At 60.1% G+C, this 14397-nt stretch carries 12 protein-coding genes and 2 tRNA genes; 9 read left to right on the top strand and 5 right to left on the bottom strand.

Translation table 11 applies throughout. The features are described 5' to 3' along the window. Positions 1-683: 683 nt before the first annotated feature. The 5 genes from dnaN to I6I71_RS03080 all read left to right on the top strand — a co-directional run bounded on the left by dnaN (position 684) and on the right by I6I71_RS03080 (position 6728). A complete protein-coding gene (gene dnaN / locus I6I71_RS03060; protein ID WP_070494007.1) occupies positions 684-1871 on the top strand; it encodes a DNA polymerase III subunit beta in 1188 nt (395 codons plus the stop codon). A 22-nt stretch (positions 1872-1893) separates the two neighbouring features. Further along, positions 1894-3066 (top strand): DNA replication/repair protein RecF, encoded by a 1173-nt coding sequence (gene recF, locus I6I71_RS03065; protein ID WP_101734602.1) that lies wholly within the window; start codon positions 1894-1896, stop codon positions 3064-3066. 25 nt (positions 3067-3091) lie between these two features. Continuing rightward, positions 3092-3652 (top strand): DciA family protein, encoded by a 561-nt coding sequence (locus tag I6I71_RS03070; RefSeq protein ID WP_052206498.1) that lies wholly within the window; start codon positions 3092-3094, stop codon positions 3650-3652. A 125-nt stretch (positions 3653-3777) separates the two neighbouring features. After that, a complete protein-coding gene (gyrB, locus tag I6I71_RS03075) occupies positions 3778-5877 on the top strand; it encodes a DNA topoisomerase (ATP-hydrolyzing) subunit B (RefSeq protein ID WP_201822159.1) in 2100 nt (699 codons plus the stop codon). 59 nt (positions 5878-5936) lie between these two features. After that, positions 5937-6728 (top strand): alpha/beta fold hydrolase, encoded by a 792-nt coding sequence (locus I6I71_RS03080; protein WP_201822161.1) that lies wholly within the window; start codon positions 5937-5939, stop codon positions 6726-6728. A gap of 34 nt (positions 6729-6762) precedes the next feature. Here the strand turns inward: I6I71_RS03080 and I6I71_RS03085 are convergent, their stop codons facing one another. From I6I71_RS03085 to I6I71_RS03105, 5 genes are all read right to left on the bottom strand, one after another. After that, entirely contained in the window at positions 6763-7200 is a 438-nt protein-coding gene (locus tag I6I71_RS03085; protein WP_070494041.1) for a DUF6918 family protein, read from the bottom strand. A gap of 447 nt (positions 7201-7647) precedes the next feature. Beyond that, positions 7648-8079, bottom strand: a complete 432-nt coding sequence (locus tag I6I71_RS03090; RefSeq protein WP_201822163.1) for a hypothetical protein — start codon at positions 8077-8079, stop codon at positions 7648-7650. Positions 8080-8167: 88 nt separating this feature from the next. After that, positions 8168-10096 carry a Rib/alpha-like domain-containing protein gene (locus I6I71_RS03095; protein WP_201822165.1) on the bottom strand — a complete coding sequence of 643 codons (1929 nt, stop codon included), beginning with the start codon at positions 10094-10096 and terminating at the stop codon, positions 8168-8170. A gap of 64 nt (positions 10097-10160) precedes the next feature. Then, positions 10161-10433, bottom strand: a complete 273-nt coding sequence (locus tag I6I71_RS03100; protein WP_201822167.1) for a TetR family transcriptional regulator — start codon at positions 10431-10433, stop codon at positions 10161-10163. Further along, positions 10430-10642 carry a CopG family transcriptional regulator gene (locus I6I71_RS03105; RefSeq protein ID WP_201822169.1) on the bottom strand — a complete coding sequence of 71 codons (213 nt, stop codon included), beginning with the start codon at positions 10640-10642 and terminating at the stop codon, positions 10430-10432. The genes I6I71_RS03100 and I6I71_RS03105 overlap by 4 nt, the downstream gene beginning before the upstream one ends. A 60-nt stretch (positions 10643-10702) precedes the next feature. Here I6I71_RS03105 and gyrA point away from each other — a divergent pair, with 60 nt between their 5' ends. From gyrA to I6I71_RS03125, 4 genes are all read left to right on the top strand, one after another. Beyond that, positions 10703-13285: a DNA gyrase subunit A gene (gene gyrA, locus I6I71_RS03110; protein WP_201822171.1), complete on the top strand. Its 2583-nt coding sequence runs from the start codon at positions 10703-10705 to the stop codon at positions 13283-13285. A 3-nt stretch (positions 13286-13288) separates the two neighbouring features. Then, positions 13289-13633, top strand: a complete 345-nt coding sequence (locus tag I6I71_RS03115; protein WP_052205665.1) for a DUF3566 domain-containing protein — start codon at positions 13289-13291, stop codon at positions 13631-13633. Between the two features lie 122 nt (positions 13634-13755). Beyond that, positions 13756-13829, top strand: a tRNA-Ile gene (locus I6I71_RS03120). A 26-nt stretch (positions 13830-13855) separates the two neighbouring features. Further along, positions 13856-13928: transfer RNA gene (locus tag I6I71_RS03125), tRNA-Ala, on the top strand. Positions 13929-14397: the final 469 nt, after the last annotated feature.

A 14397-nucleotide genomic window follows, 5' to 3' on the forward strand; every position in this document is an offset into this window, starting at 1 on the left:
TTATCTGCTAGTGGCACAACACGATCCCACCCTGGCAAAGCCCAAACAGGCCCCGAACCTGGCAATTACCTGACAGCCAATGCAACTATCCCCGGTTTGGCAACATGCTGCCGCAATTACAAAAAGGTCCCCCACTGGTCGAGAGGCACGCTAAGCCACAAGCACGCAAGGCTGAAGTTCAGCCCTGTGAACTGCACAAACCGCAACATTTCACAGTTATCCACAGACTTATCCACACCTGTGTAATTACGCTTGTGTAATTCATAGGCTGCAGCGCAACGCCGCAACACCGCCAGCCCCGCTCACCCCCTGGGGACAAACAACAAATTCTTGTGAGTAATCGGTGGACAACTCGCCGGCGAAATGTGGATGGAATTCCATGGCTGAAATCTATCCACAGCGCGCAGCCGTTCATCCACACATTGTCCACACGCCACTCACACCCTCGACGGGACTCATGAGCTGCGCAAACAACACGTTATCCACAGATTGCACAGGACTTACTGTTCTTACCAACTCTTTTACTTGTAATTCATTAGGAGAAACAGGGGCTGTGCACAGTTCGTCGGCAAGCGAGCGAATTACAAAACTTCTGGGACCCCTCGCGTGAGATTTGTGCCGTGGTTGCCTAGAGTGAAAACGGTAATTCCAAGAATCTTGTTTAAAGGGGGCCAGCGCGCGCCATGGTTGAGAGCTCAGTGTCATTCCGTGTTCAGAAAGAAGATCTTTCTGAGGCTGCCTCGTGGGTTGCGCGCTCCCTGCCTACGAAAAACACTCAGCCGGTGCTTCGCGCTGTTGTGATTACGGCTGATGATCACGGTTTGGAGTTCGCGGGCTTTGACTATGAGGTTTCCAGCAAGGTTCGCATCAACGCCGATATTGATCAGCCGGGTCGTGTAGCGGTGGCGGGTAAGTTGTTGGCGGATATCGTCGCAAATATGCCCTCTGGCCCGGTGGAGGTTTCCACTAACGGCAACAAGCTGCAGCTCAAAGGTGGTTCGGCAAGGTTTGAGCTGCCATTGATGGGTTTGGATGATTACCCGCAGCTGCCGAGCTTGCCGGAGGTCACGGGCAAGATTTCGCCAGCCGCCCTGACCGCGGCAGTGACTCAGGTGGCGTCTGCTGCTGGTCGTGATGACACGCTTCCAATGCTTACCGGTATCCACATGGAGGTAAACGGCACGCATCTGAAGCTGACGGCTACGGACCGTTTCCGTTTGGCGTTGCGTTCCTTGGAGTGGGAGCCGACCTCACCAAACGTTGAGGCGAAGCTGCTGATCCCGGCGAAGACGCTGCTGGATAACGCCCGCACGCTGGATACGCATATCGAAGAGCCGGTGGAGATCGCCGTCGGTGGTGCGGACAATGTTGGTGCGGACGGCCTGTTTGGTCTGCACGTGAGCAACCGCGAAACCACCACGCGCATGCTGGATGCGGACTTCCCGAATGTGGCGCCGCTGCTTCCGAAGACGCACACGTCCATTGCCACGGTGGAGATTTCGCCGCTGATGGAATCCATTCGTCGTGTGTCGCTGGTGGCGGACCGTAATGCGCAGATCCGCCTGCACTTTAAGCAGGGCGAGCTCACGCTGTACGCGTCTGGTGCGGATTCCGGTGAGGCGTCTGAGACCATCCCGGCTGCGTTCACTGGTGAAGATGAGCTGCTTATCGCCTTTAACGCTGGTTACCTGCGTGATGGCCTTGGCGTGATTGGCACGGATCGTGTGATGTTTGGCTTCACGGAGTCTTCGCGCCCGGCGATTATGGTGCCGGAGCCGGAGGAGCTTCCGGAGGCGAATGCGGACGGCACGTTCCCCACCCCGGACACTTACTTCACGTACCTGCTGATGCCGGTGCGTCTGCCGGGTTAAGCCAGGTTAAGTGCCGGATTAAGTGTTTGTCTCTGAGCTGGATCTGCGGGATTTCCGCTCGTGGCCGGAGTTGCATCTGGACCTTGAGCCGGGGGTGACGGTCTTTGCTGGCCGCAATGGGCATGGCAAGACCAACATCGTTGAGGCGGTGTATTACACCTCGCACCTGGGCAGCCACAGGGTGTCTACGGACACGCCGCTGATTCGCACTGGTCAGGACAACGCTCGTGTTTCCGCGACCACGATTAATAATGACCGCGCGCTGACCACCCACCTGCTGATTAAGGCCGCGGGTGCGAACCAGGCGCAGATCAACCGCACGCGTCTGAAAAGTCCGCGCGAGGTTTTGGGCGTGTTGCGTACGGTGTTGTTTTCGCCGGAGGACCTGCGGCTTGTGGTTGGTGAGCCCGCGGAGCGTCGCCGTTTTTTGGATGAGTTGCTCTCGCTTCGTACACCAAGGATTGGTGGGGTGCGGGCGGATTATGACCGGGTGCTGCGCCAGCGAAACGCCCTTTTGCGCACCTCAAACATGGTGTTGCGCCGCGGCTACCAGGATGAATCGGGTGCGGCGGCACTTTCCACACTCGATGTGTGGGACGCCCAGCTTGCCAGCTTGGGTAGCCAGTTGATAACCGCGCGCCTCTTGCTTATCGACGCCCTAGCGCCCCTGATCACCTCCGCCTACGCCAGCGTGGCGCCGGAGTCGCGCCCCGCAAGCGTTCGCTACAAATCCACCGTTGGTTTAGGCGAAGGCTTAGGCGAAGAGCGTGATCCGGCAACGTTTGAGGCGGCGCTCCTGGCAGAGTTGGGCCGGCGCAGGAAAGAGGAAATTGACCGCGGCACCACGTTGGTGGGTCCGCACCGCGATGACCTGGTGCTCATGCTTGGTAACACACCGGCGAAGGGTTACGCCTCCCACGGCGAAACGTGGTCGTACGCACTGTCGCTGCATTTGGCGGAGTACCAGTTGCTCTCTGAGCAGGGATCGGCACCCGTGCTGATCTTGGACGATGTATTTGCGGAGCTGGATGCTAAAAGACGCGAGCGTTTAGTCCACGTTGCCGAAGAAGCAGAGCAAGTGCTGATCACGGCGGCGGTGGGCGATGACTTGCCCGCTAACCTGCACGATGCCGTGGCCGCGCGCTACACGGTGACCATGGATAACGGGGTGAGTGCAATTGCAGGATCTGGTTAAAACCACGTTTCTTCTCACCCGCGAGATGGCGCGCAAGCGCGGCGGGCGCGTTCCGGATCTTTCGCGCCAAGGCACACTGCCGGTGCCGAAGCGAAGCGCTGCAGCACTTGGCGCCCCAACCACTGAAGCGCTGGTGCCGGGGTTGGAGGTTGGGGGGTTCGACGGGGCGTCGATAAGCAAGAAAGGCCCCGGGCGACCAACCGGGCTGGATGGGCGAGCGATCCCGCGCCGCATGCGGGTGAGCTCCTTTAACTCGCTGGTGGGAAGGGAGATTAAGCGCCGCGAGTGGAGCGAAAACATGGCCTACGGCTGGGTCATGGGCAACTGGGAAACCCTGGTGGGTGCGAAAATCGCGCAGCACACCACCGTGCACATGATTAAGGACGGTGAGGTGCACATCGAATGCGACACCACCGCCTGGGCCACGCAGCTGAAATACATGCAATCCACCGTGCTGCGGCTCATTGCAGACAAGGTGGGGCCCGAAGTGGTGACCAAACTGCACATTTACGGGCCGAAGACGCCGTCCTGGCGCAAGGGTCCGCTCCATGTGAAAGGCCGCGGGCCGCGCGACACTTACGGATAAGCGCACAAAACGCCCTCTGACGGATTCGAGTGCTGCCAAGGCATGGCCCCACAAGCGTGTAAGATACAAGGGGTTAAACGCGCCTATGGGCGCTTGTGAAGAATAAAAGAGGAGAGTCCCTTTCCGTGGCTGAACAAGTACCGCATTATGACGCCTCATCGATCACCATCCTGGAGGGCCTGGAGGCCGTCCGTAAACGTCCTGGCATGTACATCGGTTCCACCGGTGTGCGCGGCCTGCACCACCTGGTGTGGGAGGTTGTGGACAACTCTGTAGATGAGGCGATGGCGGGGTATGCGGATCGCGTCGATGTCACCCTGCTTGAAGACGGTGGAGTGCAGGTCGTAGACAACGGCCGCGGCATCCCGGTGGAGATGCACCCGTCGGGCGCACCAACTGTCCAGGTTGTTATGACCCAGCTGCACGCCGGCGGCAAGTTTGACTCGGAGTCTTACGCCGTTTCCGGTGGTCTGCACGGCGTGGGTATTTCCGTGGTGAACGCACTGTCCACCCGCGTTGAGGCGGACATTAAGCGCGACGGCAAGCACTGGATTCAGAAGTTCGAGGCTGCCAAGCCCGAGCCGCTGGTTGAGGGCGGCAACGCTCGCGGCACCGGCACCACCATCCGTTTCTGGCCGGACCCGGAGATCTTTGAAACGGTTGAGTTCAACTACGACACCATTGCTCGCCGCCTGCAGGAGATGGCTTTCCTGAACAAGGGCCTGACCATCACCCTGAAGGATGAGCGCGTCACCGAGGAGGAGCTGGAGCTTGAGGCAATCGCCGAAGAGGGCGATACCGCAGCGCTGATTGGTGGCGACTCCTTTGATGATGACACCGTGGTTGAGGCCGCGGCTGAGGTTGATCAGGATGACGATGGTGACCCGGTTGAGGCTGGTGACGAGGTTGCGCCGAACGTTAAGCGCAAGCGCGAGAAAAAGGTCACCTACCACTACCCAGAGGGGTTGATTGATTACGTCAACTACCTGAACAAGAACAAGACCGAGATCCACCCGACGATTGTTGGTTTTGATCAAAAGGGCGACGGCCTTGAGGCCGAGGTGGCTATGCAGTGGAACAACTCCTTCAAGGAGTCTGTCCACACCTTCGCCAACACCATCAACACACATGAGGGCGGTACTCACGAGGAGGGCTTCCGCGCCGCGCTGACAACGTTGATGAACCGCTACGCGCGTGACCACAAGCTGCTCAAGGACAAAGAGCCCAATTTGACTGGCGACGATTGCCGTGAAGGCCTCGCCGCCGTCGTCTCCGTCCGAGTGGCGGACCCACAGTTTGAGGGCCAAACCAAGACCAAGCTGGGTAACACCGAGGTCAAGGGCTTTGTTCAGCGTGCGGTGAATGAGAACCTCTCCGACTGGTTCGACGCGAACCCGGCTGAGGCAAAGGTCATTGTGAATAAGGCGGTGCAGTCCTCGCAGGCGCGTCAGGCGGCGCGTAAGGCGCGCGACCTGGTTCGCCGTAAGTCCGCGACCGACCTTGGTGGTCTGCCGGGCAAGCTGGCTGACTGCCGTTCGAAGGACCCGAAGCAGTCCGAGCTGTTCATTGTGGAGGGTGACTCCGCAGGCGGCTCCGCAAAGGGCGGCCGTGACTCCATGCACCAGGCAATTCTGCCGCTGCGCGGCAAGATCCTGAACGTGGAGAAGGCCCGCATGGACCGCGTGCTGAAGAACGCCGAGGTCCAGGCCATCATCACTGCCTTGGGCACCGGTATTCACGACGAGTTTGATATTTCCAAGCTGCGCTACCACAAGATCGTGCTCATGGCCGATGCTGACGTGGACGGCCAGCACATTGCCACCCTGCTTCTGACCCTGCTGTTCCGCTTCATGCCGGAGCTGATTGAGCAGGGCCACGTGTACCTGGCTAACCCGCCGTTGTACAAGCTGAAGTGGGCAAAGAGCGAGCCCGGCTACGCCTTCTCCGACCGTGAGCGTGATGAAATGCTGGCTGCTGGCCTTGAGGCTGGCCGCAAGATCAACACGGACGACGGCATCCAGCGCTACAAGGGTCTGGGTGAGATGAACGCCAAGGAGCTGTGGGAGACCACGCTCGACCCGGAGACCCGCATCCTGCGCCGCGTTGAGCTTGAAGACGCACAGCGTGCAGACGAGCTGTTCTCCATCCTCATGGGTGACGACGTTGCAGCACGCCGCAGCTTCATCACCCGCAAGGCGAAGGACGTCCGCTTCCTGGACGTGTAGGTCGCCGGCCCGGGTTTTGGGCGGGGTGTGTTTGTGTGAGGCACGGTACGCTGTGCCGCATGAGCAATTCACGGCCACTGGTTGTCATTTTCCCTGGTATGGGGATGGAGGCGCGCTACTACCGCCCCATCGCCGAGGCGCTGACCGAGGCTGGTTTTCCCACGACGGTTGGTGAGCTTCGCGGCCAGGGTGAAAGCCCCCACGTTGCTTCTAGGAGCAATCAGTGGGGGTATCACCATGTTGCGGCAGAGGACTACCCAGCGACGATCAGCAACGCCAAGCAGGAACATAGGCTTGATGAGAATCACCCGGTGATCCTTTTGACGCACTCGATGGGCGGGCAGGTTGGCACGCTGTTCATGGCGCGACCGGAAGCGTCTGCGTTGAATGTGATTGGCATGCTGGGTGTGGGCGCCGGTAACCCTTGGCACAAGGCGTTTCCGCTTCGTAACAAACTGAAATTCGGCGTTGGCATCCAGCTAATCTGGCTGGTCAGCCAGGTGCTGGGCTACTGGCCGGGTGACAAGATCACCATCGGCGGTAACTGGGGGCGCCACCCGCGCACGTACATAAATGAGTGGGCGCGGATGAACCGCAGCGGCAAGCGCGGAAAGCTTGCGGGTGCGGACATTGATTATGACGCCGCCATGCAGCACATCAACGTCCCCGTCGTACTCACGCGCTTTAAAAACGACCGAGACTGCACGTATGCATCCGCCAAGTCCCTGGCTGATCAGGTTTCTGGCGCGACTGTTGAGGAGCTCGACGGCGGTTTGGGCCACAACAGGTGGGCCCGCGAGCCGGAGATTATTGTTGGCCGGGTGCTGGAATTTGCCCAGGAGCTGCAATAGCTGGGCGTTTTTGGCTGTTTGTTGTTAGTTAGCGCTACTTTGCGTAGCGCTCGATGATGTTGCCCAGTTCAGGCAGTGCCGGCGCCACGATCTTGCCAACCTTGCCGCGTAGAGTGGAGTACACCTTCTGAATGGCACTGGGCATTTCGCCGGTTGCGCCGTCGGCGGCGTTGAGGATCTTCTCTACCACTTCGTTTTCGTTGTCGGAAAGGAATGCGCCGAAGGAGCCGGAGCCCTCAGTCTGGAAGCGCTCAAACAGCGGCTGCAGCTCAGAAACAACCTGCGGCAGGTAGCGATTCACACCCTTCGGGACGGCATCCGCGTCAGCCTTCTTACCAGCAGCAACGGCGGACTTTAGCGCCATGCCGGTGAGGCCGGATTGGTTGGCCACGGTGGTGTCTACAAGCTCGGCGATCTCGGCGACAACCTTGGAGCGGTTGGCCTCAGTAAGGAGGTTGTTCAAGTCAGTCATGAGGAAAAGCTTAGCGGCCCGCGCTCGGTTGAGCGGGGCCGCTGCCAGGTGTCGTAGTTCTTCCACCACAGCACCCTGTTACCTACAAGTCACTGTAACCACAACGGCAACAACAGTAACATGCGTAACACCGTCGGGGCAACTGGGAGTCCCCTGAATGCGGTGAATGTGGACTTAGGTCAAATTAGTGCCGAAATTGAGGCTGCAGTTACCGCGCTTGGGTGGTGCGCTGACAAATCTGATCACGCTATTTTGGCGAAAAGTCTCTGACCTGGGCGTTTAAAAATTTAGGGTGCGTCGGGATGTCGCATTTGTCAGTGGGCCCGAGGGGATCCTGACAAATCTGACAACGCAGTTTGCGTTTGCCCAGGTCGTGGTCCGGTCAGCAAGGGCCCGCTGCATGATTTGTCAGGAATGCCAGCGGGGGAGCCCCAAAAACCAACAGCGCTACGGCATCAGCGGCATCTGAACGTTGCCCTGCAGCTTTTGGGCGAAGGTGATCCACGCGGGGACGTCGAAAATGCGGTTGCCCTCGGAGGAACCCTGCACCCACTCAAGTCCAGCGGCGCGAGCGGCGTCATCAACTGCCTGGCGCAGTGGCGGCACTGCATCCACAACCAGCTGCACGGCCAAGGCAGTCAGGCCAACAGCCAGAGCGATGGAAAGCGGGGCACTGCCGGTATATGCGCTGCCCAGCGGGGTTTTCTTAGGCACTTCGATGGAAGGATCGTTGGGATCCTTCTCATAGTCAATCTTTGACGAGCCCTTGCTGGAGCCACTCGACAGCTCAAAAATCCCCGCCTGCGCATGCGCCGGGGTGACGCTAACGGCGGAAGCAGACACAGCCAGCACCAGCGCGGCAGTTGCGACCCTCTTCATAAAAACACCTCATGGTTCAAGGCAGAACGAAAAACCGATGGTTCACACTGTAGGCGGTGAACCACCGGTTTGGGGTGTTAGGCAGCGGCTAGAAACGGAAGTTCTGCAGCATCGGCAGCGCGGCAATCGCACCGCCGATGGCAACCAGGATGGTTACCAAAATGCCCACGATCAGGCCAACGTTGTTCTCCGAAGAACCGGAGGAGCCATCCTGCGAGGGCCTCTCGCTTGGCGACGTCGGCGGGGTCGGCTCAGACGTCGGCGGGGTTGGCTCGGACGTTGGCTCGCTCGTCGGCGGGGTCGGTTCGGACGTCGGCGGCGTTGGCTCGGAGGGCTCGGACGTCGGTTCGGTAGTCGGGTCAGTCGGCTTGGTGGTGGCCGCTGGCTCGATCGTCAGCTTGAACGACACCTTCTTGGAAGTACCGTCCGTGTAACGCACCGTCACGGGGATCTCCGCGGTGCCAGCGCCGGTACCTGCAGCAACGCTGATGGTTACCTCGCCGGTTGCCTCATTGGTGCTGATCTTCAGACCGTCCTTGTCCTGGTTCGGGCCAAAGAATTTGGTGCCGGCCGGAGCCGCAGGCGTGATCTTCGGAGCGATCTTGGTGGATTTGCCGGCGGTTACGGTGGTGGCGGGGTAGGAGACCTCGTGGGCGTCGGCAAGCTTCTTGGAAGGCTCTGCGGTTGTGAACTTCACCGGGTAGGCGTTGTTGGTGCCGTCTGGGAAGGTGGCAAGGACGAACGCGGTGCCGCTCAGCCCGGCGGAGGAGTTCGGGGCGGCCTTGATGGTCGCTTCACCGGTGGTTTCGTTGACGCTGAAGGTCCAGCCGTCCGGCAGCTTGCTGTGGGAAGCGAACTTGGTGCCCTCCGGCCACTGACCCGTGGGTGTGGAGGTGCCAGCCTTATCCGCCGGGGTGGTGATGTCCGGGTAAGTCACCTTGGCCTGCTGGCTTTGCCACTGGCCGTCCTTGGTCACCTTGAACGGGACTGCCTTGGTGGTGTGGGAGGCATCCGGGTAGGTCACTTCCACGGGGACGTTGAAGGCGAAACCGGCCTTGACCGGCGTTTTCGGGGAGACGGTGACGTTGCCGTTGGCTGCTACCTCGATGTTGACGTAGTCGCCGAGGTTGCTCAGCAGGTCTTCACGCAGCTTGAAGGTGGTGCCGGCCGGTACATCACCGGAGCGCGTGGCGGTCTTGGCGGCGCCCGCATTGCCATCCAGCTCAGTGGTATCTGGCCAGGTGGGGGAGTACTTTGCGGTGTCGCGCTCAGTGTGCGGGGTGGTGTTGCCGTCCTTGTCAGAAACCGTGATCTTCAGGTCGGTGTACGCAACGGAGGTGTCCGGGTAGGTCACCTTGATCCGTGCGGTTGCCGTGGAGCCTGCGCCCACCTTGGAACCCGGGGTTACGGTGACGTGGCCCTGGTTATTCACAGACACGTTGAACTGCTCAGGGGCGAATACAACGGAGAACATCGTGCCCTTCGGCAACGTCTTTGCCTTGTTGGCGGCAACCTTGCTCTCGCCCTCCTTGACCGTCAGTGGATCGTAGGAAACTGCGTACTTTGTGGCCTGGTTGTCGCCGCCCTTTACAACGTTGACGGAGGTTTGGTACTCACCAGCCTTCTCGTACTTCTTCGCTTTAGCGTTGAGCTTGTACACCTGGATGGTGAATTTGACGCCGCCGCCGGGCTCCGCGTTAAGCGGCGCCTTGACGGTGACCTCACCTGTCTTCTCGTTAGTGGTGAAGGTGTAGCCCAGGCCGTCGGCAGGGCCGACAAAGCGGTACGTATCCGCATCGGGAGCGGCCTTCGAAGGCGTGACCTTCGCCTCACCACCTGCGGTGATGTCCTCTTCTGGCCAGGTGAAGCCCTCTACGGCCGCGCTGTCTGCAGATGCCGCGGTGATCGCAGCGAACGGCTGCACGTTGTCTTGGGCGTTGGAGGTTGGGACGGCCAGGCCAGCGCCGATCAGGGCGGTGGTGGTGGCCAGGGCGATGACATGCTTATTCAGCTTCATTACTGTGTACTTTCAGGATTTTCAGGGTGGTTCCAGCCCAGTGTAAGACGCTGCGCCCAAATTGTCAGCCGACTTCGTTGGCCCAGCGCAGGTACACATCGCGTGCAACATCTGCAAACGCTGGGTTGTGGGAGGTTAGTGGGGAGAGGTTGCGTATGGCGTCGGCAAGCAAAAAGGCCCCTTCCTGCGGTGATTGGCACACAGGCACGCCGTGCAGGCGGGCGCCGGGGATGGCGGCGCAGGCGGCGATTGCTGCAAATGAGCGGATTTGCACCTTATATATAGGACAAAATTCGTCCGCGATGGCCAGGAGCTGCTCGCCTGTGAAGTTTCTCATGCGCGGGCCTGGCGGATGCGGGATTCGGTGGAGCGGTACTCCGGGATCATGTCGCGGGCGAGTGCCTGGACGGCCGCCGTGTCCAGCATGCGGGTGGCGGCGGTGACCACGGCGCGGCGGGCGGCTTCCTGTTTGGAGCAGCCCCACGCGGAGGCCAATAAAACGAGGGCTTTGTCCTCTTCTGTGGTGAGTCGCAATGTCATAGCCATACCAAAGTGATACCACGCCGCACCAGCTCAAGGCCTAGGAAGGGGGCTAGAATGGCGCCTATGGCAGATGACACTTTGAGTGGTGACGGTTTCGACCGCATCCAACCCATTGATATCAACGAGGAGATGCAGACCAGCTACATCGATTACGCCATGAGCGTGATCGTGGGCCGTGCACTCCCCGAGGTGCGCGACGGTATGAAGCCGGTGCACCGCCGCGTGATCTACGCGATGTATGACGCGGGTTTCCGCCCCGAGCGCTCTTACGTCAAGAGTGTGAAGGCCGTCGGCGAGACGATGAGTAATTACCACCCGCACGGCGACAGCGCCATCTACGACACCCTGGTGCGCATGGCTCAGCCGTGGGCGATGCGCTACCCGCTGGTAGACGGTCAGGGCAACTTCGGCTCCCCGGGTAATGACGGCCCGGCCGCCATGCGTTACACGGAGTGCAAGCTCACCCCGATTGCGATGGAGATGGTGCGTGACATTCGCGAAAACTCCGTGGATTTCGCGCCCAACTTCGACTCGAAGACGCAGGAGCCCACGGTGCTTCCAAGCCGTGTGCCGAACCTGCTGATGAACGGCTCCAACGGTATTGCCGTGGGTATGGCCACCAACATCCCGCCACACAACTTGAACGAGTTGGCGGAGGCGATCTACTGGATCCTGGACAACCACGACGCAGATGACCAGACCACCCTGGACGCGGTTATGGAGCGCGTGAAGGGCCCGGACTTCCCAACCGCCGGCCTGATCGTGGGCGACTCTGGCATCAAGGATGCCTACACCACCGGCCGCGGCTCCATCCGCATGCGCGGTGTCACGGAGATTGAAGAGGTGGGCAAGCGCCAGGTCATCACCATTACGGAGCTTCCGTACCAGGTGAACCCGGATAACTTCATCCAGAGCATTGCCACCCAGATCAACGAAGGCAAGATGGCGGGCATTTCCGCGATTGATGATGAGTCTTCGGATCGCGTGGGCATGCGCATCGTGGTCACGTTGAAACGTGACGCTGTGCCGCGCGTGGTGCTGAACAACCTGTACAAGCACTCTGCGCTGGAGACGAACTTCTCCGCCAACATGCTTTCCATTGTGGACGGTGTGCCGCGCACGCTGCGCCTGGACCAGATGCTGCGCTTCTACGTGAAGCACCAGATCGAGGTCATTGTCCGCCGTACCCAGTACCGTCTGGACGAAGCTGAGAAGCGCGCCCACATCCTGCGCGGCCTGGTCAAGGCCCTGGACATGCTGGATGAGGTCATTGCGCTCATCCGCGGTTCCCGCACGGTGGATGAAGCTAGGCAGGGGCTCATTTCGCTTCTCGACGTTGACGAGATCCAAGCCAACGAAATCCTCGCAATGCAGCTGCGTCGCCTGGCTGCGTTGGAGCGCCAGAAGATTATCGACGACTTGGCCGAGATCGAGCTGCAGATCGCCGATTACAAGGACATCCTGGCCAAGCCGGAGCGCCAGCGCGCGATTGTGGGCGAGGAGCTCAAGGAGATCGTGGACAAGTACGGCGATGAGCGCCGCACCCAGATCGTTGCCGCAACCGGCGACGTGACGGAGGAGGACCTGATCGCCCGCGAGAACGTGGTGGTGACCATCACGGCCACCGGCTACGCCAAGCGCACGAAGGTGGACGCGTACAAGTCCCAGAAGCGCGGCGGCAAGGGTGTCCGCGGCGCTGAGCTGAAGCAGGACGACGTGGTGAAGAACTTCTTCATCTGCTCCACGCACGACTGGATTCTGTTCTTCACCAACTTCGGCCGCGTGTACCGCCTGAAGGCGTACGAGCTGCCGGAGGCCGGCCGCACTGCACGTGGCCAGCACGTGGCTAACCTGCTGGAGTTCCAGCCGGAGGAGAAGATCGCACAGATCATTCAGATCCAGTCCTACGAGGATGCGCCGTACCTGGTGCTTGCTACTCGCGACGGCCGCGTGAAGAAGTCCCGCCTCTCCGACTACGAGTCCGCGCGTTCCGCAGGCCTGATTGCCATCAACCTGAACGAGGGCGATGCCCTCATCGGCGCCGTACTTGCCGGTGAGGACGATGACCTGCTGCTGGTCTCCGAACAGGGACAGGCCATCCGCTTTACTGCCGACGATGAGCAGCTACGCCCAATGGGCCGCGCAACCGCCGGTGTGAAGGGCATGCGATTCCGTGGGGACGACCAGCTGCTGTCCATGGCCGTGGCCAAGGACGGCGAATTCCTGCTGGTTGCCACCTCCGGCGGCTACGGCAAGCGCACCGCGATTGAGGAGTACAACACCCAGGGCCGCGGTGGCATGGGTGTGATGACGTTCAAGTACACCCCGAAGCGCGGCAAGCTCATCGGCGCCCTGGCTGTGGAGGAGGAAGACCAGATCTTCGCCATCACCTCCGCCGGCGGCGTGATCCGCACCGAGGTGGACCAGATCCGTCCGTCCTCTCGCGCAACCATGGGCGTGCGCCTGGTCGACCTTGCAGACGGCGTGGAGCTGCTCGCCATCGACCGCAACGTTGAGGACGAAGGCGAAGAGGAAGCAACCGCAGTGGCAACCGGCCAGAAGACGCTGGACGCTGGTGCTGAGGCTGGTGCTGGCACTGAGGCTGGTGCTGAGGCTGGTGCTGAGGCTCCTGAGGGCGAGGAGTAGCCCATGGCTGCACGCAAAGTTGCCATCAAGCACATCGGCGTCGGCTCCGTGTTCAAGGTGGCGACCATCATGTCGCTGGTCGGTTTCGTCGTATGGATGCTCGCGGCCACCCTCATCTACTTCGGCCTCGAGCAGACTGGCGTCATTGACTCCATCAACTCACTGATCGGCGGCGTGGGCGGGGACCAGGTCATTGACATGGCTCTGGTGCTCTCTGGCGCCGCGTTGGTGGGGTTGATTGGTGTGGTGTTCACCGCGGTCATTTCGCCGCTTCTAGCGGTGATTTACAACTCCATTGCAGACATGGTTGGCGGCATTACCTACACAATGTCCAACCGAGTCCGCTAAAGTTGCGTTTAAGCGAGCGTTATAACGTGAGTTATAGCGTGGTTATAAGTCCAAAAAGATAGCCATCTACCTGGCGATTTGGTAGTTATCAAGTTGCTGGGTAATGTTCTATCTCGTTCCACGGGCCTATAGCTCAGTCGGTTAGAGCGCATCGCTGATAACGATGAGGTCGCAAGTTCGATTCTTGCTAGGCCCACCGGGATCCTCTCGAGGAACTCGCAAGGGGCATTAGCTCAGTTGGTAGAGCACCTGCTTTGCAAGCAGGATGTCAGGAGTTCGATTCTCCTATGCTCCACAGTAGGAATAAGGGAAGACCCTCTAGCCGGAAGGTTAGGGGGTCTTCCTTTTGCTGTCTGCACGCTCCGGGTTAAGGGACATTTCGTGTGGATTTTTTGAATGCCGCTGCAGAGCCGTTAGGGCATTCTTCGGCGCCACTGTACGTGATTGCACACAAACATCGGATAAGGCCCGCCGAGCGGCTATCCGATCTTTATCGTTATCGGACAACTCCACCACCCCGCCGCTCGGCCAGCGTTCCCTTCAGCCCATTGTTTCTGCAGGTAGAAGCGTTACAAAAACAGGCTGCTCGCTAAACCTCGTGGAGGCGGCTCACGGCGATACCTAAAGATCGGATAGCAAACATCGGATAGCGCCCATGCCCTTGCGGCAAGCCAGCTTCGTTTTCAACAAATATGCAGGGGAAGATATGCAGGTCTGCAGGTCACGGGCTATTTGTTGCGACCGGCTATTTGGTAGCAGTGTCG

This window comes from Corynebacterium riegelii (assembly GCF_016728505.1).
Classification (GTDB): domain Bacteria; phylum Actinomycetota; class Actinomycetes; order Mycobacteriales; family Mycobacteriaceae; genus Corynebacterium; species Corynebacterium riegelii.

Excerpts from the sequence above, each read along its gene's own strand:
- I6I71_RS03095 (WP_201822165.1), bottom strand. The coding sequence starts at position 10,096 with ATGAAGCTGAATAAGCATGTCATCGCCCTGGCCACCACCACCGCCCTG.
- I6I71_RS03085 (WP_070494041.1), bottom strand. The coding sequence starts at position 7,200 with ATGACTGACTTGAACAACCTCCTTACTGAGGCCAACCGCTCCAAGGTT.
- I6I71_RS03100 (WP_201822167.1), bottom strand. The coding sequence starts at position 10,433 with ATGAGAAACTTCACAGGCGAGCAGCTCCTGGCCATCGCGGACGAATTT.
- I6I71_RS03090 (WP_201822163.1), bottom strand. The coding sequence starts at position 8,079 with ATGAAGAGGGTCGCAACTGCCGCGCTGGTGCTGGCTGTGTCTGCTTCC.
- dnaN (WP_070494007.1), top strand. The coding sequence starts at position 684 with ATGGTTGAGAGCTCAGTGTCATTCCGTGTTCAGAAAGAAGATCTTTCT.
- I6I71_RS03080 (WP_201822161.1), top strand. The coding sequence starts at position 5,937 with ATGAGCAATTCACGGCCACTGGTTGTCATTTTCCCTGGTATGGGGATG.
- gyrA (WP_201822171.1), top strand. The coding sequence starts at position 10,703 with ATGGCAGATGACACTTTGAGTGGTGACGGTTTCGACCGCATCCAACCC.
- I6I71_RS03070 (WP_052206498.1), top strand. The coding sequence starts at position 3,092 with ATGGCGCGCAAGCGCGGCGGGCGCGTTCCGGATCTTTCGCGCCAAGGC.
- I6I71_RS03105 (WP_201822169.1), bottom strand. The coding sequence starts at position 10,642 with ATGGCTATGACATTGCGACTCACCACAGAAGAGGACAAAGCCCTCGTT.
- I6I71_RS03115 (WP_052205665.1), top strand. The coding sequence starts at position 13,289 with ATGGCTGCACGCAAAGTTGCCATCAAGCACATCGGCGTCGGCTCCGTG.